The organism is Streptomyces sp. NPDC031670, assembly GCF_055580545.1.
In genome coordinates, this window is record NZ_JBVILC010000025.1 from 68,822 (window position 1) to 90,039 (window position 21,218).

Genomic DNA, 21,218 nt, shown 5'->3' on the forward strand with positions numbered 1-21,218 from the left:
CGGGCGCGAGGGCCGAGGAGTCCCGTATTGCAGAGCTGGATGGCTCCCCGTCGGCGCTGCAGTCCGTGGGGCGGAGCACCGCCGGAGGCCATGTCAGTCGGCCAGCCGCAGGTCGCACACCTCACCCGCACGCACGGTCACGGAACGGCCCGGTAGCTCGACCTCCAGCGGCGGCAGCCCCGACGACGGTACCTCCACGCGCAGCACACCGGGGCGCATGCGCAACCGCACGTGCCAGTGGTCCTGAAAGCGAACGGCGAAGCCGTACTCGGATAACCCGGCCAGGGGTACGGGGTCCAGGCACAGGGCGCCGCGCCGGACGCGCAGACCGGTGAGTCCGCGCTCGACCAGGTCCAGGGTGCCGGCCATGGCGCCCAGGTGGACGCCCTCGCCGGTGGTGCCGCCCTGGATGTCCGCGATGTCACCGCGCAGGGCTTCCTGGACGAACCGCCACGCTTCCGCCCGTCGGTCGCGGGCCAGCACCCAGCCGTGCACCAGGCCGCTGAGGGTGGAGCCGTGGCTGGTCCGCCGGAGGTAGTGGTCGACGGTGCGGTGCCAGAGGTCGTCGTCGAGCCGGTGCCCGAGCCGGGCGAACAGGGCGGCCAGTTCCGCGGGTGGGAAGAGGTAGCCGAGCATGAGCACATCGGCCTGTTTGGATGCCTGGTAGCGATTGACCGAGTCGTCCTCGGCCTCCAGGATCCGGTCGAGCCTGCGGATGTCGGGATAACGGGAGTGGTAGCGCTCCCAGTCGAGCTCGGCCAGCTCGCCGTAGCCCTCGAACTGGCTGATGACGCCCGCGTGGAAGGGGACGTGGAGCTTGCGGGAGATCTCCTGCCAGCGGTCCGTCTCATCACGGTGGCAGCCGTGGCGTTCGGTGAGTTCGCGCCTGCGTGTCTCGGGCAGCGTCTCCAGCAGTTCCAGGGCGCGTTCCAGGACCCATGCCGCGGTGACGTTTGTGTAGGCGTTGTCGTCGACGCCCGGTTCCTTGGCGTCGGGGTAGGCGTCGTGGTATTCGTCGGGGCCGATCACGCCGCGGATCCGGTACCGGCCGAGAGCCGTGTCGTACTGGGCCGCGTCCGACCAGAAACGGGCAATCTCCAGCAGCATGTCGGCGCCCCGGGTGTGCAGGAACGCCGTGTCGGCGGTCGCCTCGCAGTAGCGCCAGACGTTGTACGCGACGGCCGAGCCCACGTGGTGCTGGAGGTGTGAGTGGTCGGGCAGCCAGCGGCCCGAGCGGGGATTGAGGTGCAGTCGCTGGCTCTCTTCGCGGCCGTCGCTCCCGCTCTGCCAGGGGTACATCGCCCCGGACCGGCCGGCCTCGCGGGCCGCGGCGCAGGCCTGCCCCAGCCGCCGGTGGCGGTAGGTGAGTACGGCTCGGGAGACCTCAGGGAAGTGCAGGTTCAGATAGGGCAGGACGAAGAGTTCGTCCCAGAAAACATGGCCACGGTACGCCTCGCCGTGCAGACCGCGGGCGGGTACCCCGGCGTCCAGGTCCGCGGTGTGCGGGGAAAGGGTCTGCAGGACATGGAAGAGGTGCAGGCGCAGTATCCGCCCCGGCTCGCCCGGAACGTCCAGTTCGGCCCGGCGCCACAGCTCCTGCCAGGCCGCGCGGTGGGTGCCCAGCAGCGCGTCGAAGTCCGGGGCCGCCGCGACCCGGGCGAGGGCCGCGCCGAGCGGGTCGCTGATGGCGTCGTCGCGCGAGGTGTGCAGCGCGGCCGTCTTGTCGACAGTGGCAGGGTGGCCGGGAGACAGGAGGATGCGCAGGCGCTGGGTGGCCTGGTGGCCAGCGCCCAGCACCTGCGCGCTGGCCGGGGCGGTGGTACGCGCTGCCAGGCCGAAACGGATGTCGGAGGAACTGGTGCGGCAGCGCAGCCAGACCGTGTCGGGGGCGGCGGAGCCGCTGTGGACGTGGGTGAGGTGCCGCGAGGCGAGCGAGCGGTAGCGCTCGACCCCCTCGTTGCGCACCGAGCCGTCGAGCGCGGACTCCACCTCCAGCTCGCCCCGCCAGTTGCCGGCAGTGAACTCCGTGCGCAGGGCGGCGAGATGGGGGTCGCCCATGTGCACCAGACGCCACTGCCGTACGAGGAGGGTGCGGTCCTGGGCGTCCACGTAGCGCGTCTCGCGTTCCAGCACGCCCGAGCGCAGGTCGAGCCGCTGCCGGTGGGCGGCGAGCTCCGGACCGTCGGGGGAGAACCAGTCGGTGTCCCGGTGCGGATCCACGACCCGGAAGCGCAGCGGGAGCCAGTTGGGCAGGTTCACCATGTCCTCGCTGACGACGTGGCGGTCGGCCACCTTCGACGTCAGACGGTTGTAGCAGCCGGCCGCGTAGGTTCCCGGGTAGTGGACGGAGTCCGCGGAGCATTCGGGGAATGCTCCGCGGGTGGCGAAGCGTCCGTTGCCCAACGTGCATAAGGACTCGCGCAGCCGCTCCTGGGCAGCGTCATAGCCCTCGTACCGCCAGGTCCAGTCGTCCGTCGCGGCGCTCATGGGCGGGGGTCCTCGACGAGCAGCTCCGCCAGGTCGCGGACGATGACGGTGGCACCGTGTTCGCGCAGTGCCTCGGCGCTCCCGGCTGCCGACGCCCGGTCCACGCCGATCACTGGCGTGAAACCGCCGCGCCGCCCGGCTTCGACACCGGCCAGCGCGTCCTCCACCACGGCGGTGTGTGCCGGCGGTGCGCCCAGGCGCCGGGCGGCCTCCAAGAACAGGGCCGGATCCGGTTTGCCCGGCAGGCCGAGCCGGGCCGCCTCGGCTCCGTCGACCAGCACCTCGAACAGGTCGAGGACTCCGGCCCGGGCGAGGAGTTCGCGCGCGTGGTGCGAGGCGGAGGCGGCGGCGAGGGGGACACCGGCGGCCCTCAGGGCGTGCAGCAGCCGGACGGTGCCCGGGTAGGCCGGGATGTTTCCGCGCCGCAGCCGCTCCACGAAGAGGCGCTCCTTGTCCCGGCACACCGCGCCGACGGTCTCCTCGTCGGTGGGCAGCCCGCGCGAAGCCAGGAACGAGGCGGCACCGTCGCGCCGGGACTTGCCGTCCACGTAGCGCAGGTAGTCGGTGCGCACGTCGAAGGCCCGGTGCGTGCCGCCGGGTGCAGGGTGCCGTTCGAGGTAGGCGTCGAACGCCTGCTTCCAGGCCGCCGCGTGCGCACGGGCGGAGTCGGTGACCACTCCGTCGGTGTCGAAGACGGCCGAACGGACGCCGCGGAGCGGACCGGGGAGCGCGGGGGCGCCCCCCGGAGCCGCCGGGGGGTGCCCCCGGGTATCACCGTCTGCGGTCATGGCAGCCTCCTCGCTTCCAGTGGATGATGCGGCCTTCGTGCGTGCCGGGGGACGATGGCCACCGGGCAGTCGGGGTGGTGGAGCAGGGTGTGGGCCACTCGGCCCAGCTGGAGGGCCGAGGTGGCTGTGCCGCCTTCGGGCCCCAGCACCAGAAGGTCCGCCGTGGCCGACCGGTCGCGGAGCACTTGGTGGGCCGGGCCCTCACAGGCAGTGCGGATGACCTCGACTCCCGCGCGGGGGGCGACCGGTCGCGGAGCGCCTCGGCGATCAGCGTGGTCGCCCTTTCGCGGTGCTCATGCGCAGGCCCGGCGGCCAGAAGAGGGTCGTCGACACCCTCATTGGCGGGACAGCGCCACGCCCGTACGGCTTCCAGCAGGCACCCGCGCGTCTGTGCCTCACGCATGGCGAACAGGGCAGCCGCGCCCGCGGTGGCATGGTCCCCGACGCCGAGCACGATGCGGTGGTGCCGCGCCTTGACAATGTCCTCGCTGCCGCGGACGACGATGACCGGGCAGCGTGCCAGGGCCGCCACGGCCGGGCTCACCGATCCCAGCAGGAGCTCGGCCGTCATGCCGCGCTCCGCGTGAGCCGGTGATCAGCGAGGCGGTGGTATGCCTCCTTCAGCAGGGCGGCCTCGGGGTCCTCCGTCAGCTCCTCGGCCTCGGCCTCCAGGTCGGGCACACGGCGCCGGACGCGCTCGAGCGAGGCGGTCAGCAGCCCCTGGTCCGACACCTGCGCCGAGGGGATCGCCATACCGGGCCCGCGTGGCTCGGTGAGCTCGTAGCGATCCCAGAGGGACGCGTGGACGATCCGCAGGGAAAGTCGACGCTCCGCCTCGTCCGCGGCCCAGTCCAGTGCGCGCAGGCTCGACGCGGATCCGTCGACGCCCACCACCAACGGCATGCCCATGGCAGCCACCGCTCCTTCGCTCCCGTACCGCATGGCCTTGCGCAGACTCTGGCGCAGCCGACGCCCGTGCGACAGGGCCGCTTCGGCCCTTGTGCGGGCCCTCCGGCCCCCGTGTGTACCCGATCGGCACTGGGAGGCGGGCCCCGGCGCGGCGGATCGTGGACACACAGGCGGCGAGAAAGCGGCCTTTCGGTGCGGAGAGGACGGCGAGCACGGTGATCTCGGCCCATGACACACAGACGGTGACGGAACTCGTGCGTGACGCCACGACCGCACCCTCCCTGCACAACGCCCAGCCCTGGGCGTTCGTGTTCCGCTCGGCACAGGACGTGCTGGAATTGCACGCCGATCCGAGCCGCCAGCTGCCGTACACGGACCCGGACGGACGGGCGCTGCACATCAGCTGCGGAGCCGCGCTGTTCACCCTGCGGGTGGCGACCGCCCAGCGGGGCTGGGAGGCTGAGGTCTCGCTGCTGCCCGACCCCGCTCGGCCCGGCCTGTTGGCGTCCGTGCGGATGCGCCCGACCGCGCACGCCGACGCGGATCTGCGCGCTCTGTACCCGTCCGTGCACCGCCGGCACACCAGCCGCTACCCGTTCGCGGACGAACGGGTCCCGCAGGAGGTCTGGGACGCCCTTGTCGCGGCGGCCCGTGCCGAGGGCGCCGCGCTCGTGGTGCCCGGGCCGTGGCACGTCCAGACGGTGCTCGCACTCATCGGCGACGCGCAGTGGTACGACGCCGAGGACGCCGGCCGCGCCGCCGAGCTGGAGCACTGGACCCGGCTGGGCCGGGACGTCTCCGACGTGGCCGTGGACGGTGTGCCCGAGTACGCCTTCGGCCCGCGCCGACGGGGCGGCGGCCCCGTGGTGCGGGACTTCTCGGCGGGGCGCAGTGTGGCGGACCGGGGGACCGTGGACTTCGAAACCGCTCCCCAGCTCGCCCTCCTGGGAACCGCCGACGACACACCCGCCGCCTGGCTGCGCGCCGGCCAAGCCCTTCAGCGCGTCCTGCTCCTCGCCACCGGTCACGACCTGGTGGCGGGGCTGAGCAGCCAGGCCCTGGAACGCCGCGAGCTGCGCTGGGCCTCCCGTGATCCGCTCTCCGCCATGCAGCACGTGCAGATGGTCCTCAGGCTGGGCTACGGCCCGGCGGGGCCGCGCAGCCCCAGGCGCGGTGTGCATGAGGTGCTGGCAGTGCGATGAGGACGGCCGGGTGCCGAACGGCTCCGTCCGCAGGGCCCGTTCGCCTCTGCCGGCGTGGTCGGGCCGGTGGGAGTCTGTGCGGTGGGGGCGGTGAGGACCGGCTCGGGCGGATGCGCGCCGAGGAACCTGTCGGTCTGAAGCCCTCTGCCCCTGAAACGGCTGACCTGCCCGAGTGCCCACGGACCACCGGAGGTCGATCATGCAACCCCACATCACCGCAGGCGTGGACGGTTCCCGCGAAAGCGTGGACGCGGCCGGCTGGGCGGCTCGCGAAGCGGTGCGCCGAGGACTGCCGCTGCACCTGCTCCATGTGGACGACGAACCCGCCGCCCGGACCGGGCTTCCCGAACTGGACGCCTCCGGCGAGCGCGAGCGTTCGGCCCTGGACCGGGTGGCCGCTCAGCTCGCGCAGCGCCACCCCACCCTGGAGATCCACCCCGTGGTCGCGCCCGGTCCCCCGACGGCCGCGATCCTCGACGCCGCCGCGACCTCGGAGGTCCTCGTCCTCGGCTCGCGCGGGTTCACCGGGTGCGCCGCGTTCCTCGTCGGGTCGGTCGCGCTGGCGGTGACCGCCCGGGCCGCCGGCCCCGTCGTCCTCGTCCGGGCCGGGGAGCACCCGCAGGACGAGCGGCAGGATGCCTCGGGGACCGGGGCGTACCGGCCGGTCGTCCTCGGCCTGGACCTGGACCACCCGTGCGACGCCCTGCTCGCGTACGCCTTCGACGCCGCCGCGAGCCGTCAGGCCGCGCTGCACGTGTGGCACGCCTGGGCCATCCCGCTGGTGCCGTCGGCGGACGCGGAGGATCCCGTGGCGGACAAGGCCCGTGCCCTGGCGGCCGTGCTCGCACCGTGGCGGGGCAAGTTCCCCGAGACGGAAGTGGTCGAGCGTACGGTCCACGGCCGGGCCGGCCGCCATCTGGTGCTGGCTTCCACCGGCGCGAGCCTGGTGGTCATCGGCCGCCGGACCGACCGGCTCGGCCCGGTCGCCCACTCCGTCATCCACCATGTGCTGTGCCCGGTGGCGGTCGTCCCCCACGGCTGAGGCGCTGGGGACGGCCGGGTGACGCAGGCCCGGCTTGTGCGGTGCGGCGGCTTGCGAGGTGCGAGGCGACGACCCCCGGGTCGTCGCCTCGCACCATGTCATCGGCTCAATCGGTTCATCGGTGCGCGGGTTTCCGAGCGCCCGCGGGCTGCGGGGCGCGCGGGGCGGGCGGCTGGACGGCTCCGCCGCGCACGAGGGGGCGCACCACTGCGGCATGGTGTGCGGGTGTCTTCGCCGGTGCCGCTCGCTCGGGCCCGGGGACGGCCACCACGGGAACCGTCGCGTGGCGCAGGCACTCGCGGCCGACGGCCCCGAGGGGTGCGGCTCCGTACTCCGAGTGGGTCTTGAGCCCCAGGGCGAGCAGCACGGCATCGTGGGCGTGCTGGAGCAGCACCCGTGCGGGGCGCCCTTCGGCCAGGACGGCGCGTACCGTGCCGTCCATCTGCGGACCGAAGGCGGCCCGCAGTGTCATGGTGAGCAGTCGGGCGGCCCGGGCCCGCTGTTCGGCGGCCGTGGGGCGGGCCGAGGGCGGGGCGTAGGGCGCGTGCAGGGGGCCGACCGGTTCCCAGGCGTGGACGGCCACGACCTCCGTGTGCAGCGCACGTGCCTGCTGGGCGGCCCAGCGCAGTGCGGCCACGGACTCCTCGGTTCCGTCGACACCCACCACGAGGCCGCGTCCGCCGGTGAACTGTGTCATGACTCCTCCAACCGTCGGCGGCTTCTGGCCCTCATGGTGGCCCGGCACATGTCGACGGGGCAGGGGCCAAGGGGCCCGACAGGCGCCGAACGGCCCTCTTCACCCGGTCGGGCGCTCGCTCTTCTCCGGCTGGTCCAGCTGTGAGGCGAGGACCGCGGCCTGGACCCGGCGCTGTACGCCGAGCTTGGCCAGCAGGCGGGAGATGTGGTTCTTGACGGTCTTCTCCGACAGGTAGAGCCGCTGGCCGATCTCACGGTTGGTCAGGCCGTCACCGATCAGGGCGAGGATGTCCCGCTCCCGGGGTGAGAGGCCGGCGAGTTCGGACGGTACGGCGGGACTCCCGGCAGGGTCCGCTCGCAGCGAGTGCATCAGCCGGGCCGTGGTCGCGGGGTCGAGCATCGACTGGCCGGAGGCGACGGCGCGTACCGCCGAGACCAGGTCCGAGCCCTTGATCTGCTTCAGGACGTAGCCGGCCGCACCTGCCATGATCGCGTCGAGCAGGGCTTCCTCGTCGTCGAACGAGGTCAGCATCAGACAGGCCAGTTCCGGCATCTGGTCCCGCAGCTCCCGGCACACGGTGATGCCGTTGCCGTCCGGGAGCCGCACGTCCAGGACGGCGACGTCGGGGCGCAGCGCCGGGCCCCGGGCGAGGGCGTGGTCGACCGTGCCGGCGTCGCCCACCACGGAGATGTCCGGTTCGGCGTCGAGCAGGTCGGCCAGGCCGCGGCGGACGACCTCGTGGTCGTCCAGCAGGAACACACGGATCGGGTTCTGCTCGGTGAAAGTGCGCGGCTCTGGCATGGCGATTCCTCGTTCCCCGGGGGAAGGCAGACGGCGGGCAGTCCTTGGTGCCGATCATCACGTGCCGGAGCCGAATGCACTAGGGCCGACAGGCCCAACTCGCCTTGATGCCGCGAGGCGGCCGACCCCGCGACGCGGCCGGTCCGGGGCCAGGGGTGAGGGGGCCTGGGTGGCCCTCGAGGAGCGGGACCTTTGGAGCCGTCATTGATCCGTCCGGCCGTTTCGCCGATCCCCCGCGGCACAGAAACATCGGTCGCGGATCAACACATCCCCAGCCACTTGTACGAGGAGCACAGTCATGTCCAGGACCACGACGGGTGGCGAGCGCACGGCGCCGCAAGCCGCTCTCGGCCTGCCCGCCGCCTCCGCGTTGGTGATCGGCAGCATCATCGGCACCGGAGTCTTCGCACTGCCGTCCGCCCTCGCGGCGTACGGACCCATCTCCCTGGTGGCCTTCGTCGCCGTGACCCTGGGCGCGCTCGCGCTCGCGGCGACCTTCGGCTCGCTCTCCAAGCGTGCTCCAGCGAGCGGCGGGCCCTACGTCTACGCCCGGGAGGCCTTCGGGGAGTTCGCGGGATTCCTCAACGCCTGGTCCTACTGGATCACCGCCTGGGCCGGGAACGCGGCGATCGTGGTGGCCTGGGTCGGGTACGTGGAGGTCTTCGTGAACACGGGCCACAAGACGTGGATCTCCGTGGTCATCGCGCTGATCGGCCTGTGGATACCTGCCGCGATCAACCTCAGCGGAGTACGCAACATCGGCGCGTTCCAAGTCATCACGACCGTGCTGAAGTTCATTCCGCTCATCTTCATGGCCGGCATCGGCATCTTCTTTATCGACCCGGACAACTTCGGCGCCTTCAACGCCAGCGGCGACTCCGCACTGGGAGCGGTCTCCGCGGCGGGAGCCATCGCCCTGTTCAGCTACCTCGGTCTGGAGGCCGCCTCAGTGGTCGCCGGCCGGGTGCGCGAGCCGGAGCGGAACGTGCCGCGTGCCACCGTCTACGGCACGCTCGTCTGCGCCGTCATCTACATCCTGGGCACCCTGGCGGTCTTCGGCACCGTCTCGCACGCGGACCTCGGCTCCTCCACGGCCCCGTTCACCGACGCGGCCAACAACATCTTCGGCGGCACCTGGGCCGGTGACGCCGTCGCGGTGGCCGCCATCGTCTCCGGCATCGGCGCACTCAACGGCTGGACCATGCTGTGCGCCGAGATGCCCTACGCCGCCGCCCGCGACGGTCTCTTCCCGCAGGCCTTCGCCAAGCTCCGCGGCGGCAACGGCGTCCCGGTCTTCGGTATCGTCGCCTCCACCGCACTGGCCTCGCTGATCACCGTGTTCAGCTACACCCGCTTCGACGACGTCTTCACCAAGATCGTGCTGCTGAGCGTGCTGACCGCGGTCATCCCCTATCTGTTCTCGGCCGCCGCCCAGCTGTACTGGCTGCTGGTGCGCGGACGGGAGACCCTGACCCCGCGCCGCCTGGCCCGTGACATCTGCGTCGCCGTAGTGGCGATGGCCTTCTCGTACTGGTCGGTCCAGGGCAGCGGCTACCAGACCGTCTACTACGGACTGTTCGTGCTGCTGCTCGGTGTGCCGGTCTACATCTGGCTCAAGCGCGGCCAGGGCACCTACGGCGACGCGATCGCCGCGGTACCGGCCGTCCGCGCCGCGGACCAGGAGCGCGCCCCCGAGACGCCGGCCCTCGCCAAGCAGCCCTCGCTCGGGGTGAACACCAGCCGCGTCCGCGGACCGCGCCGCCGCAACCTCCGCCACCAGGACTGACCGCGCCCCGCCCGGGAGCGCCGCCGCTCCCACGACGTACGACCCACGAAAGACGACAGAGGACACACCGCCATGAACACCTTCCACGTCGACTCCGAAGTCGGCCGCCTGCGCCAGGTCGTCCTGCACCGCCCCGGCATCGAACTCTCCCGCCTGACCCCCCGCAACGTCGACGCCCTGCTCTTCGACGACATCCTGTGGGCCAAGCGCGCCCGCGAGGAGCACGACGCCTTCGCCCAGGTGCTGCGCGACCACGGCACCCGGGTGCACTACTTCGCCGACCTGCTGGCCCAGGCCCTCGACATCGGCGAGGCCCGCGACTGGCTGCTGGAGCGCGTGGTCACCCCGGCCACCGTCGGGCCGGCCCTGATCGACCCGGTGCGCAAGCTGTGCGCCGAACTCGACGGGCAGACCCTCGCCGGGCACCTCATCGGCGGACTGCTCAAGAGCGACCTGGCGCTGGCCGCCCCGCACAGCCTGGTCTGGAACGCGCTGGGCGAGGACGAATTCGCCCTGGCCCCGCTGCCCAACCACCTGTTCCCGCGGGACAACTCCTGCTGGGTGTACGACCGTCTGTCGGTCAATCCGATGGCCAAGGCGGCGCGCCGGCGCGAGAGCCTGCACGCCGAGGCCGTCTACCGCTTCCACCCGATGTTCGCCGGCACGGCGCCCGCGCCGCTCCTCGATGCCGGGGCGGGCACCCTGGAAGGCGGGGACGTCCACGTCCTCGGCAACGGTGCCGTCATGGTCGGCATGGGCGAGCGCACCACCGCGCAGGCCGTGGAGAACCTGGCGGCCCGGCTGTTCGCCGCAGGCACCGCGCAGCGGCTGATCGCCGTGCAACTGCCGTCCACCCGGGCCTATATGCACCTGGACACGGTCCTGACCATGATCGACCGGGACGCCTTCGCCATCTACCCCGGCCTGGCCGACTCGCTGCGCTCCTGGACGCTGGTGCCCGACGCCTCCCGTCCCTCCGGCTTCACCGTCACGGCCGACTCCGACCTGGCGACCGCCCTGGCCGAAGCGCTCGATGTGGACAAGGTACGGATGCTGTCCGCGCCCCAGGACAACCGCGGCGCCGAGCGCGAGCAGTGGGACGACGGCAGCAACTTCCTCGCCCTATCTCCCGGCGTCGTCGTCGGCTACGAGCGCAACGTCACCACCAACACCTACCTGCGCAAGCAGGGCATCGAGATCGTCACCGTCGCCGGCGCCGAACTCGGCCGAGGCCGCGGCGGTCCGCGCTGCATGAGCTGCCCCATCGAGCGCGACCCGGCCTCCTGAACCCCTCCACCCAGCACAAGGGAACCCACATGACCAGCATTCTGCGAGGCCGCTCCTACCTGAGCGAACTCGACTTCACGCCCGAGGAGATCCACCACCTCCTCGACCTCGCGGCAGACCTGAAGGCCGCCAAGCACGCGGGCACCGAGCGGGCCCGGCTCGTCGGCCGGAACCTCGCGCTGATCTTCGAGAAGACCTCGACGCGCACCCGGTGCGCCTTCGAGGTCGCCGCCGCCGACCAGGGAGCCGCCACCACCTACCTCGGGCCCGGCGACACCCACATCGGCGCCAAGGAGTCCATCGCCGACACCGCCCGGGTGCTCGGCCGCATGTTCGACGCCATCGAGTACCGGGGCAGCGACCAGGCGATCGTCACCGAACTCGCCGCCCGCAGCGGCGTCCCCGTCTACAACGGCCTCACCGACACCGCCCACCCCACCCAGAGCCTGTGCGACGTCCTGACCATGCGCGAGCACAGCCCCAAGCCCCTGACGGAGATCGCCTACTGCTACCTCGGCGACGCCCGCAACAACATGGGCAACTCCCTGCTGTCCATGGGCGCGCTACTCGGCATGGACGTACGCATCGCCGCCCCCGCCCGGCTGTGGCCCGACAGCGGCCTCGTCGCCACGTGCCGGGCGCTGGCGGAGCGCACCGGGGCCCGCATCACCCTCACAGAGGACGTCGAGACCGCCGTGCGGGGCGCCGATTTCCTCCACACCGACGTATGGGTCTCCATGGGCGAACCCGCCGACACCTGGCGAGAGCGGATCGAACTGCTGCTGCCGTACCAGGTCAACGACAAGACGATCGCCCTCACCGGCAACCCGTTCGTCAAGTTCATGCACTGCCTGCCGGCGCTGCACGACCGCAGCACCCGCCTCGGCCGCAGCCTCTACGAGACCCACGGCCTGGACGGCCTGGAGGTCACCGACGAGGTCTTCTCCTCACCGGCGTCCCTCGTCTTCGACCAGGCGGAGAACCGGCTGCACACCATCAAGGCCGTACTCGTCGCCACTTTGGAGGACTGACACCATGCGCATCGTCGTCGCCCTCGGCGGCAACGCCCTGCTCCACCGCGGTGAACGGCCCGACGCCGCCATCCAGCAGACCAACATCGACCGGGTCGCCACCGCACTGGCCGCCCTCGCCCGCGAACACGAGCTCGTCATCACCCACGGCAACGGCCCCCAGATCGGCATGCTGGCCGTGGAGAGCGCGGCCGACCCCGCGCTGAGCGCCCCCTACCCGCTGCATCTGCTCGGCGCCCAGACCCAGGGCATGATCGGCTCCCTGCTGGCCTGCACGCTGCACGACGTCCTGCCGGGCCGCCGCATCGCGGCCCTGGTCACCCACACCGTGGTCAGGGCCGACGACCCGGCCTTCGTACGGCCCACCAAGTTCGTCGGCCAGGTCTATCCGCACGACGTCGCCCTCGCCCTCGCGCGCGAGCGCGGCTGGCACATCGCGCAGGACACCGGCGGCTGGCGCCGGGTGGTGCCCTCTCCGGCGCCCGAACGGATCGTGGAGACCGACACCGTCCACGAGCTGCTCAACGGCGGGGCGCTGGTCGTCTGCGCCGGCGGCGGGGGCGTTCCCGTCACCGCCGATGCCCGCACCGGCGCGCTGACGGGCGTGGAGGCGGTCATCGACAAGGACCTCACCGCCGCCCTGCTCGCCGAGGAGGTGAAGGCCGACTTCCTGCTCGTCCTCACCGACGTGCCCTGTGTGTACCGGGACTACGGGAGGCCCGCACAACGGCCCGTCCTCGACGCCACCCCCGCCGAGCTGCGCCGCGAGGGCTTCCCGGACGGCTCCATGGGGCCCAAGGCCGAGGCCGCCGCCCGTTTTGTGGAGCGGACCGGAGGGATCGCCGCCATCGGAGCACTGGACGCGGCGTACGAGATCGTGCACGGCAGGTCGGGCACGCTGGTCCGCCCGGACCTCGCCGCCGGCTGACCGGGCAGCGGCACACCCGGGCCGTTCGGCCCCTGGGGGCGGGGCCGGACGGCCGGGAGAGGGCGCCCTGTGGCACTCCCCGCCGCCGGGGCGAACGACAAGCATGCGAAGTGCAGGACCGGCGAGAATTGAGGAGAGGGACGGCGATGACCACCACCATGACGGCCGGAGACAGGGGCACCGGGGCCTGGCGAGGCTTCGCCGGGACCACCTGGTGCGAGCGGATCGACGTCCGCGCCTTCATCCAGGCCAACGTCACCCCGTACGAGGGCGACGCCTCGTTCCTCAGCGGGCCCACCGACCGCACCCGGGCCGTCTGGGAGAAGGTGAGCTCCCTGTTCCCCGAGGAGCGGCGCAAGGGTGTCCTCGATGTCGACCCGGCCACGCCTTCCACGATCACCTCGCACGCCCCGGGCTGGATCGACCGCGACCGCGAGCTGATCGTCGGTCTGCAGACCGACGCCCCGCTCAAGCGGGCGATCATGCCTACCGGCGGGCTGCGCATGGTGGAGAACGGCCTGCGGGCGTACGGCTACGAGCCCGACCCGTTCGTCACCAAGGTCTTCGGGAACTACCGCAGGACCCACAACGACGGGGTCTTCGACGCCTACACGCCTGAGATGCGTGCCGCGCGCAAAGCCGGCATCATCACCGGCCTGCCCGACGCCTACGGCCGGGGCCGCATCATCGGCGACTACCGGCGCGTCGCGCTGTACGGAACCGACCGGCTGATCCGGGCCAAGCACGCCGAGAAGGCGCTGCTGGACGACCAGCCTTCCACCGAGCACGTTATCCGCGACCGCGAGGAGCTCGCCGAGCAGATACGCGCGCTGGAGGAGCTGACGCGGATGGCGGCCATGTACGGCTGTGACGTCTCCCGCCCCGCGACCACCGCGCGCGAGGCCGTCCAGTGGCTCTACCTCGGCTACCTCGCGGCGGTGAAGGAGCAGAACGGCGCCGCGATGTCGCTGGGCCGCACCTCGACGTTCCTGGACATCTACTTCCAGCGGGACCGGGAGGAGGGCCTGCTCGACGAGTGCGGCGCCCAGGAGCTGATCGACGACTTCGTCATCAAACTGCGGATCGTCCGTTTCCTGCGCACCCCCGAGTACGACGCCCTGTTCTCCGGCGACCCCACCTGGGTGACCGAGTCCATCGGTGGCATCGGCGCCGACGGCCGTCCGCTGGTCACCCGCACCTCCTTCCGCTTCCTGCAGACGCTCTACAACCTCGGGCCCGCGCCCGAACCCAATCTCACCGTGCTGTGGTCGCCGGGGCTGCCCGCCGGGTTCAAGGAGTTCTGCGCCCAGGTGTCCATCGACACCAGCTCCATCCAGTACGAGTCCGACGAGCTGACCCGTCCGCGCACCGGCGACGACACCGCGATCGCCTGCTGTGTCTCGGCGATGGCGGTGGGGAAGCAGATGCAGTTCTTCGGCGCCCGGGTCAACCTGGCCAAGGCGCTGCTCTACGCCGTCAACGGCGGTCGCGACGAACTGACGGGGGACCAGATCGCCCCCGCGAGCGCCCCGCTGACCGGGGACGTCCTGGATTTCGACGAACTCTGGGCGGCATACGACCGCATGCTGGACTGGCTCGCCCGGACCTATGTCAACGCCCTCAACGTCATCCACTACATGCACGACAAGTACGCCTACGAGCGGATCGAGATGGCGTTGCACGACCATCCCGTGCACCGGTTCATGGCCTGCGGCATCGCGGGCCTCTCGGTTGCGGCGGACAGCCTGTCCGCGGTGAAGTACGCGCGTGTGCGGGTGACCCGCGACGCCACGGGGCTGGCCGTGGACTACGAGGTCGAGGGGGAGTACCCCGCCTACGGCAACAACGACGACCGCGCCGACGCCATCGCCGTAGGGCTGGTCGAGTCCTTCATGGCCAAGCTCCGCGAACACCCCGCCTACCGCGGCGCCGAGCACACCCAGTCGGTCCTGACGATCACCTCGAACGTCGTGTACGGCAAGCACACCGGCAACACGCCCGACGGGCGGCGCACCGGACAGCCCTTCGCGCCCGGCGCCAACCCGATGAACGGCCGCGACCGGCACGGCGTGGCCGCGTCCGCGCTCTCGGTCGCCAAGCTGCCCTACGAGCAGGCCCGTGACGGCATATCGCTGACCACGACCATCACCCCCGAAGGGCTCGGACACGTCCCGCAGGAGCGGGCGGGCCACCTGGTGGGCATCCTCGACGCCTACACGGGCGCCGGCGGCTTTCACATGAACGTCAACGTGCTCGACCGCGCCACCCTTCAGGACGCGATGGAGCACCCGGAGAAGTACCCGGACCTGACCATCCGCGTCTCCGGATACGCCGTCAACTTCGTCCGCCTGACCCGCGAGCAGCAGCTCGACGTGATCAGCCGCACCTTCCACGGAACGCTGTGAGCGCCATGACGCGGACGACGAGGGCGACGACCGGCCGGATCCACTCCTGGGACCTGTCCACCGGTGTGGACGGCCCCGGGACCCGGTTCGTCCTCTTCCTCAGCGGCTGCCCCCTGCGCTGCCTGTACTGCGCCAACCCGGACACCTGGCACATGCGCGACGGCCGCGAGCGGACCGTGGACCAGGTCATGGCGGAGATCGAGAAGTACCGGGCCTTCCTCACCACGGCCGGCGGCGGGGTCACCCTCACCGGCGGCGAGCCGCTGCTCCAGTCCGCGTTCACCGCGGAGCTGCTGCACCGCTGCAAGGAGGCCGGACTGCACACCGCCCTGGACACCTCCGGCTTTCTCGGCGCGCGCGCCTGCGACGACCTCCTGGCCGCCACCGATCTGGTCCTGCTGGACATCAAGTCCTTCGACCGGGCCACCTACCGGAAGCTGACCGGCGGCGAGCTCGGCCCCACCCTGAACTTCGCCACCCGGCTGAACCGGCTGGGCGTGCCGATGTGGATCCGGTACGTGCTGGTCCCCGGCTGGACGGACGACCTGCGCCAGGTGGACGCCCTGGCCCGCTTCCTGGCGGGGCTGGGCACGGCGGAGCGGGTCGACGTCCTGCCCTTCCACAAACTCGGGGCCGCGAAGTACGACACCCTCGGCATCCCCTTCCCCCTGCGCGACCAACCGGTACCCGACCCGGCCCTGACGGAGGCCGTCCGCGCCTGCTTCCGGCAGCATGGTGTCGCGGCCTACTAGACGGCCGGCCGGCCGGCCCCCTGCGGGCCAGGGACGGTCGGACGCGATCAGGGACCTCTGGTCCCTGCCCCGCCGCCCCGCGACCGATGACGATGGGACCGAAGTCCCGTGCACAGGAGGTTGGAGATCATGCCCCGTACCGTCACCGTAGGACTCGACGGCTCGCCGGAGAGCCGGGCCGCCGCAGAATGGGCGGCCCGCGAGGCGCACCTGCGCGGTCTTCCCCTGAGGATCGTCCATGTGTGGGAACCGGTGCCGGAGCCGATGGCGCAGGCGCCACTGCTCGGCGCGGAGACCCAGCAGCACTGGACCGAGCGGATCCCCCGCGAAACCGCCGAGGGACTGCGGCTGCGCCACCCCGGCGTCGAGGTCACCAGCGAGCAGCTGTCCGGGCACCCCGGCGACGTCCTCTGCGAGGCCGCCAAGGACGCCGAACTGGTCGTCCTGGGCTCACGCGGGCTGAGCGGGATCGGCGGTTTCCTGGTCGGCTCCGTAGGGACGGGCGTCGTGGCCCGCACCCAGCGGCCCGTCGTGCTGGTCAGGGCGGGGGAGCAGGCCGCCGGTGAACACGTCATGGACCCGGCGGGAGTTCCCAGCGCCGCGGCGCCTTTCCGGCCCGTCGTCCTGGGCCTGGACACGGACCACCCCGACGACACCCTGATCGGGTTCGCGTTCGACGCCGCCCGGCGCCGCGCCACGACCCTGCACGTCGTGCACGGCTGGTTCCCACCCCCGTACTACGCCTACGGGACGGCCACGAACCCCGCGCTGCACGAGGCGCTCGCTCTGGGCCACTCGCAGGTTCTGGCCGAAGTGCTGCGTCCCTGGCGGCAGAAGTACCCCGAGGTGGAGATCGTCGAGGAGTCCCGCTACGGCAGCGCCGCGGAGCTGCTTCTGGAGGCCGCACAGGCGGCCTCGCTGGTGGTCGTCGGCCGACGCGCCCGGCGGGCCCCGCTGGGCGCCCATATCGGCCATGTGGCGCATGCCGTGCTGCATCACTGCGTCGCACCCGTCGCGGTCGTTCCGCACAGCTGACACACCCTGTGCGGAGCACAGGGACGCCTGATCAGAGTGTTGCCGCGTGGTCGGGGACGTAGGTCTGCAGGTTGCGCGGCGGGCGTTCGTATCCGGTCGACGGCGGACGCTCCGGCAGCCGGAGCACCTGCGGCGCCGTCTCCTCGTACGGGACGGAGGACAGCAGGTGGGCGATCGTGTTCAACCGGGCCCGGCGCTTGTCGTCGCTCTCCGCCACGTACCAAGGGGCCTCGGCGATGTCGGTGTGGACCAGCATGTCGTCCTTGGCGCGGGAGTACGCCTCCCAGTGAGTGATCGACTGAAGGTCCATCGGGGAGAGTTTCCAGCGCCGCAGCGGGTCCTCCAGCCGGCGCCGGAACCGGTCCTGCTGCTCGGTGTCGCTCACCGAGAACCAGTACTTGCGCAGCAGGATGCCGTCCTCGACCAGCATCCGCTCGAAGATCGGGCACTGACGCAGGAAGCGCTGGTACTCCTCCTGGGTGCAGAAACCCATGACGTGTTCGACCCCGGCCCGGTTGTACCAGGAACGGTCGAACAGCACGATCTCCCCCGCGGCGGGCAGATGCTCCACGTACCGCTGGAAGTACCACTGGGTGCGCTCGCGCTCGGTCGGCTTGGGCAGGGCCACGATCCGGGCCACACGCGGGTTGAGGTGCTCGGCCACCCGTTTGATCGTGCCGCCCTTGCCGGCCGCGTCCCGCCCCTCGAAGACCACCACCAGGCGGGCGCCGCTCGTCCGCACCCACTCCTGGAGCTTCACCAACTCCGTCTGCAGACGCAGCAGTTCCCTCTCGTACGCCTTGCGCGGCAGCGTCGCTGCCTTCTTGCCGGCCATGCCGCCTCCACCGCCCGATGACCCGTCCCGACGACTTCTGGAGCCCCGCCCATGACCCGGGTCGAACACCAGGACGCCACGGTACTTTCCGAGGGTGGGCCGCGCACCCTGGACGCGCACGGGCGTGCCGCCGACTGCCGTGCGGCGGGCCGGATCGTCCGGCCGGCCGACCGCCCGCTCATCGAGCCGCTCCGGGCCCGCGCACCACCGGACGTGACGTCCGCCGCGACGACAGCCCCTCACCGTCGACTGGCGGCGCATCACCGTCACGGCTCTCGCGACCCGGCCGCGCCGCACTGGTCCGACCACGGCGCCGAGCGGGGGCCGGTCGGCTGCGAGAAGAGAGCCGACCGGCCCGGCCCGGCCTCCGTGCGGCCCATGTGACGCCCCCTCACTCCGGTGGACGATCGACGTGTCACAAGCCATGGAGGAGACCTGCGATGACGGACGACCTGCTCGACCGGCCCCCGGTCCACGCCCTGCTCACGGACGGCACCACGGTGTGCATACGGTCCGTCCTGCCCGGTGACCGTGCTTGGCTGCAAGGGTTCTACGAGGAGATGTGCCCGGAGAATCTGCGCCTGCGGTTCTTCTCGGCGAACCCGCGCTCGGCGGTCGACGCGGCCGAGCGGGCCTGCGCCACCACCCGCCCCGGCTACCGGGCCCTGCTCGCGGAGTCGGAGGGCCGCATGATCGGGCTTGCCGAATACGACACGGGCGGGGACAAGGACGGCGCGGAGATCTCCATCGCCGTCGCGGACGGGCTGCACCACCGGGGCGTGGGCACCCTGCTCGTCGAGCACCTGGTCTCGGCGGCGCGGGCGGAGGGCATCACCACCTTCACGGCCGACGCGCTCAGCGAGAACCACGAGGTCCTGCGCCTCTTCGCCGACCTCGGCCTGCGCACCTCCCGCCGTTTCGAGGGGCCCGAGGTGCGCTGGAGCGCCCACCTCGACCAGGACGACACCTATCTGGACGCCGTGGAGGCCCGGGGCCGCGCCGCGGACGTCTCCAGCCTGCTGCCCCTGCTGAAGCCGTCCGTGGTCGCCGTCGTCGGCGCCGGACGCAAGCCCGGCTCGGTGGGCCGGGCGATCCTGCACCACCTGCACACGGGAGGCTTCACCCGCCACCTGTTCGCCGTGAACCCCAGCGTCAGCTCGCTCCTCTCGGTCCCCTGCTACCCGTCCGTAGCGGCCCTGCCCAAGACCCCGGACCTGGTGATCGTGGCCGTCTCGGCCGCCGCTGTGCCATCCGTCGCCGAGGAGTGCGGCAGGGCCGGGGTACGTGCCCTGGTCACCGTCACCGCGGGACTCGACCACCTCCAGGCGCAGGCCCTGCTGAACGCCTGCCGGACCTACGGCATGCGGCTCGTCGGTCCCAACTGCCTGGGCATCTCGAACACCGAACCGGAGCTGCGCCTGGACGCCACCTTCGCGGCCGGACACCCGCGCCCGGGGACGGCCGGTGTCGCGGTGCAGTCCGGCGGGGTCGGCATCGCCCTGCTCGACGGCCTGTCGCGGCTGGGCATCGGCGTGTCGTCCTTCGTCTCGCTGGGCGACAAGTACGACGTCAGCGGCAACGACATGCTCCAGTGGTGGGAGAGCGACGGCCATACCGAACTGGCCCTGCTGCACCTGGAATCCTTCGGTAACCCGCGCGCCTTCTCCCGTACCGCCCGGCGTGTGACACGCCGAATCCCGGTGCTGACGGTCGACGCCGGGCGCACCGAGGCGGGCCGCATGGCGGCCGCCTCCCACACGGCCGCAGCCGCGACCCGCACCATGACCCGCGCCGCGCTGTTCAACCAGGCCGGCGTCACCGCGACCCGCTCGGTGGGGGAACTCCTGGAGACCGCCGCCCTGTTGCACTCCCAGCCGCTGCCGCAAGGAGCCCGCGTGGCGATCGTCACCAACGCGGGCGGCGCCGGCGTACTGACCGCCGACGCCTGCGCGGAGGCGGGACTGGCCCTGCCCGCCTTCACCTCCGCGATGGTCGACGAGCTGCTGGCCGTACTGCCCGAGGGCGCCGCCGTCGGCAATCCCGTCGACGCCACCGCCGCGGTCTCCGAGGAGCAGCTCACGGCGTGCGTCGAGCGTCTCACCCACTGCCCCGGCATCGACGCCGTGATCGTGGCGCTCGTTCCCACGGCGCTCGCCCAGGCCACCGGCGACGACCTCGTGCGCGCCCTCACCGGTGCCGCGGCGCGGCGGGCGCGGCCCGTGCTCGCCGTATGCCTGGAACAGGACCTGCCCGTCCGGCTGCTGCCCGCGGCCGACGGCGGCACGATCCCCGCCTACGCCGAACCGCAGGCGGCGGCCCGCGCCCTGGCCCACGCCGCCGACCGCACCGCGTGGCTCGCCAGGCCCGTCGGCACCGTTCCCGAACTGGACGGCATCGAGACGGGGGCGGCCCGCACGGTCGTGGCGGAGTACCTCGCCGCGCATCCGGACGGAGGCTGGCTCGACCCGCGCACCTGCGCCGAACTGCTGGCCTGCTACGGCATTCCGCAGATCCCGTGGGCCTGGGCCGAGACCGAGGACGACGCCGTTCTCGCCGCCGACCGGCTGCGCGGTTTCGACGGCCGAGTGGTGATGAAGGCGCACTGGCCGGGCCTGCTGCACAAGTCGCAGCAGCACGCGGTCCATCTGGACCTGCGCGGCGACGCCCAGGTGCGGGCCGCCTTCCGCGACCTGCAGACCCGCTTCGCGGGGCTCTTGACCGGGGTCGTCCTGCAACCGCTCGCCGACCGCGGCACCGAACTGTTCGCGGGCACGGTCCAGGACGAGGTCTTCGGCCCGCTGGTCCTCTTCGGCCTCGGAGGTACGGCCACCGAGGTCCTGGCCGACCACGCGGCCCGGCTGGCCCCACTCACCGACCTCGATGTGCACGAGCTGATCACGTCGCCGCGCTGCGCCCCGCTGCTGCTGGGCGCCGGCGGTGGCTCCTGCGCCGACCTGGAGGGTCTGGAGCAGCTGCTCCTGCGGCTGTCGCGGATGGCGGCGGACCTGCCGCAGCTCGCCGAGGCCGACTTCAACCCGGTCCTGGCGGCGCCGAGCGGAGTCACCGTGCTGGACGCGCGCGTCCGCCTGCTGCCGCGTCATACGCAGGACCCCTATCTGCGCCGACTACGCTGAGGAAGGCCGGACCATGTCACCGGGGGGGGGGGGGGGGGGGGGGCGGGGGGGGAGGGGGGGGGGGGGGGGGGGGGGGGGGGGGGGGGGGGGGGGGGGGGG

Annotated in this window: 18 protein-coding genes; 11 read left to right on the plus strand and 7 right to left on the minus strand. The window is 72.3% G+C overall.

From position 1 onward, the window contains the following. Nucleotides 1–93: 93 nt before the first annotated feature. The 4 genes from ACZ5ID_RS31860 to ACZ5ID_RS31875 all read right to left on the minus strand — a co-directional run bounded on the left by ACZ5ID_RS31860 (nucleotide 94) and on the right by ACZ5ID_RS31875 (nucleotide 4,184). Nucleotides 94–2,487, minus strand: coding sequence for a glycoside hydrolase family 65 protein (locus tag ACZ5ID_RS31860; protein ID WP_468904840.1), 2,394 nt, complete (start codon nucleotides 2,485–2,487; stop codon nucleotides 94–96). Next, a complete protein-coding gene (locus ACZ5ID_RS31865; protein ID WP_468904843.1) occupies nucleotides 2,484–3,275 on the minus strand; it encodes an HAD family hydrolase in 792 nt (263 codons plus the stop codon). The genes ACZ5ID_RS31860 and ACZ5ID_RS31865 overlap by 4 nt, the downstream gene beginning before the upstream one ends. Next, nucleotides 3,272–3,460, minus strand: a complete 189-nt coding sequence (locus ACZ5ID_RS31870; RefSeq protein ID WP_468904846.1) for a universal stress protein — start codon at nucleotides 3,458–3,460, stop codon at nucleotides 3,272–3,274. Before ACZ5ID_RS31870 ends, ACZ5ID_RS31865 begins: the two co-directional genes overlap by 4 nt. Before the next feature lie 382 nt (nucleotides 3,461–3,842). Further along, a complete protein-coding gene (locus ACZ5ID_RS31875) occupies nucleotides 3,843–4,184 on the minus strand; it encodes a universal stress protein (RefSeq protein WP_468904848.1) in 342 nt (113 codons plus the stop codon). 242 nt (nucleotides 4,185–4,426) lie between these two features. On the opposite strand from ACZ5ID_RS31875, the gene ACZ5ID_RS31880 reads away from it, so the two are divergent. Then, the gene (locus ACZ5ID_RS31880; RefSeq protein WP_468904850.1) at nucleotides 4,427–5,386 is read left to right on the plus strand and encodes an Acg family FMN-binding oxidoreductase; all 960 of its coding nucleotides are present in this window, start codon (nucleotides 4,427–4,429) and stop codon (nucleotides 5,384–5,386) included. Nucleotides 5,387–5,585: 199 nt separating this feature from the next. Continuing rightward, nucleotides 5,586–6,428, plus strand: coding sequence for a universal stress protein (locus tag ACZ5ID_RS31885; protein ID WP_468904852.1), 843 nt, complete (start codon nucleotides 5,586–5,588; stop codon nucleotides 6,426–6,428). A gap of 115 nt (nucleotides 6,429–6,543) precedes the next feature. Here ACZ5ID_RS31885 and ACZ5ID_RS31890 read toward each other — a convergent pair whose 3' ends face one another. Both ACZ5ID_RS31890 and ACZ5ID_RS31895 read right to left on the minus strand, forming a co-directional pair. After that, nucleotides 6,544–7,125: a universal stress protein gene (locus ACZ5ID_RS31890; RefSeq protein WP_468904855.1), complete on the minus strand. Its 582-nt coding sequence runs from the start codon at nucleotides 7,123–7,125 to the stop codon at nucleotides 6,544–6,546. Between the two features lie 99 nt (nucleotides 7,126–7,224). Beyond that, a complete protein-coding gene (locus ACZ5ID_RS31895; protein WP_468904857.1) occupies nucleotides 7,225–7,926 on the minus strand; it encodes a response regulator in 702 nt (233 codons plus the stop codon). Between the two features lie 373 nt (nucleotides 7,927–8,299). On the opposite strand from ACZ5ID_RS31895, the gene ACZ5ID_RS31900 reads away from it, so the two are divergent. The 7 genes from ACZ5ID_RS31900 (at nucleotide 8,300) to ACZ5ID_RS31930 (ending at nucleotide 17,150) form a co-directional block, all read left to right on the plus strand. Next, on the plus strand, nucleotides 8,300–9,712 hold the full coding sequence (locus ACZ5ID_RS31900; RefSeq protein WP_468904908.1) for an APC family permease: 1,413 nt from the start codon (nucleotides 8,300–8,302) through the stop codon (nucleotides 9,710–9,712). Between the two features lie 72 nt (nucleotides 9,713–9,784). Next, complete coding sequence (locus tag ACZ5ID_RS31905; RefSeq protein WP_468904859.1) at nucleotides 9,785–10,999, plus strand: arginine deiminase; 1,215 nt, start codon at nucleotides 9,785–9,787, stop codon at nucleotides 10,997–10,999. Nucleotides 11,000–11,028: 29 nt separating this feature from the next. Then, nucleotides 11,029–12,030: an ornithine carbamoyltransferase gene (gene argF, locus ACZ5ID_RS31910; protein WP_468904862.1), complete on the plus strand. Its 1,002-nt coding sequence runs from the start codon at nucleotides 11,029–11,031 to the stop codon at nucleotides 12,028–12,030. Nucleotides 12,031–12,034: 4 nt separating this feature from the next. Further along, entirely contained in the window at nucleotides 12,035–12,958 is a 924-nt protein-coding gene (locus ACZ5ID_RS31915) for a carbamate kinase (protein ID WP_468904864.1), read from the plus strand. 146 nt (nucleotides 12,959–13,104) lie between these two features. Continuing rightward, a complete protein-coding gene (pflB, locus tag ACZ5ID_RS31920) occupies nucleotides 13,105–15,363 on the plus strand; it encodes a formate C-acetyltransferase (RefSeq protein ID WP_468904866.1) in 2,259 nt (752 codons plus the stop codon). A 5-nt stretch (nucleotides 15,364–15,368) separates the two neighbouring features. Further along, nucleotides 15,369–16,115: a pyruvate formate-lyase-activating protein gene (gene pflA, locus ACZ5ID_RS31925; protein WP_468904868.1), complete on the plus strand. Its 747-nt coding sequence runs from the start codon at nucleotides 15,369–15,371 to the stop codon at nucleotides 16,113–16,115. Nucleotides 16,116–16,244: 129 nt separating this feature from the next. Then, nucleotides 16,245–17,150, plus strand: coding sequence for a universal stress protein (locus ACZ5ID_RS31930; protein ID WP_468904871.1), 906 nt, complete (start codon nucleotides 16,245–16,247; stop codon nucleotides 17,148–17,150). A gap of 31 nt (nucleotides 17,151–17,181) precedes the next feature. On the opposite strand, the gene ppk2 is transcribed toward ACZ5ID_RS31930, so the two are convergent. Further along, nucleotides 17,182–17,985, minus strand: a complete 804-nt coding sequence (gene ppk2, locus ACZ5ID_RS31935; protein WP_468904873.1) for a polyphosphate kinase 2 — start codon at nucleotides 17,983–17,985, stop codon at nucleotides 17,182–17,184. A 51-nt stretch (nucleotides 17,986–18,036) separates the two neighbouring features. Here ppk2 and ACZ5ID_RS31940 point away from each other — a divergent pair, with 51 nt between their 5' ends. Beyond that, on the plus strand, nucleotides 18,037–18,369 hold the full coding sequence (locus ACZ5ID_RS31940) for a hypothetical protein (RefSeq protein ID WP_468904875.1): 333 nt from the start codon (nucleotides 18,037–18,039) through the stop codon (nucleotides 18,367–18,369). Nucleotides 18,370–18,425: 56 nt separating this feature from the next. Then, nucleotides 18,426–21,119 (plus strand): bifunctional acetate--CoA ligase family protein/GNAT family N-acetyltransferase, encoded by a 2,694-nt coding sequence (locus ACZ5ID_RS31945; protein WP_468904877.1) that lies wholly within the window; start codon nucleotides 18,426–18,428, stop codon nucleotides 21,117–21,119. The last annotated feature ends 99 nt before the right edge of the window (nucleotides 21,120–21,218 follow it).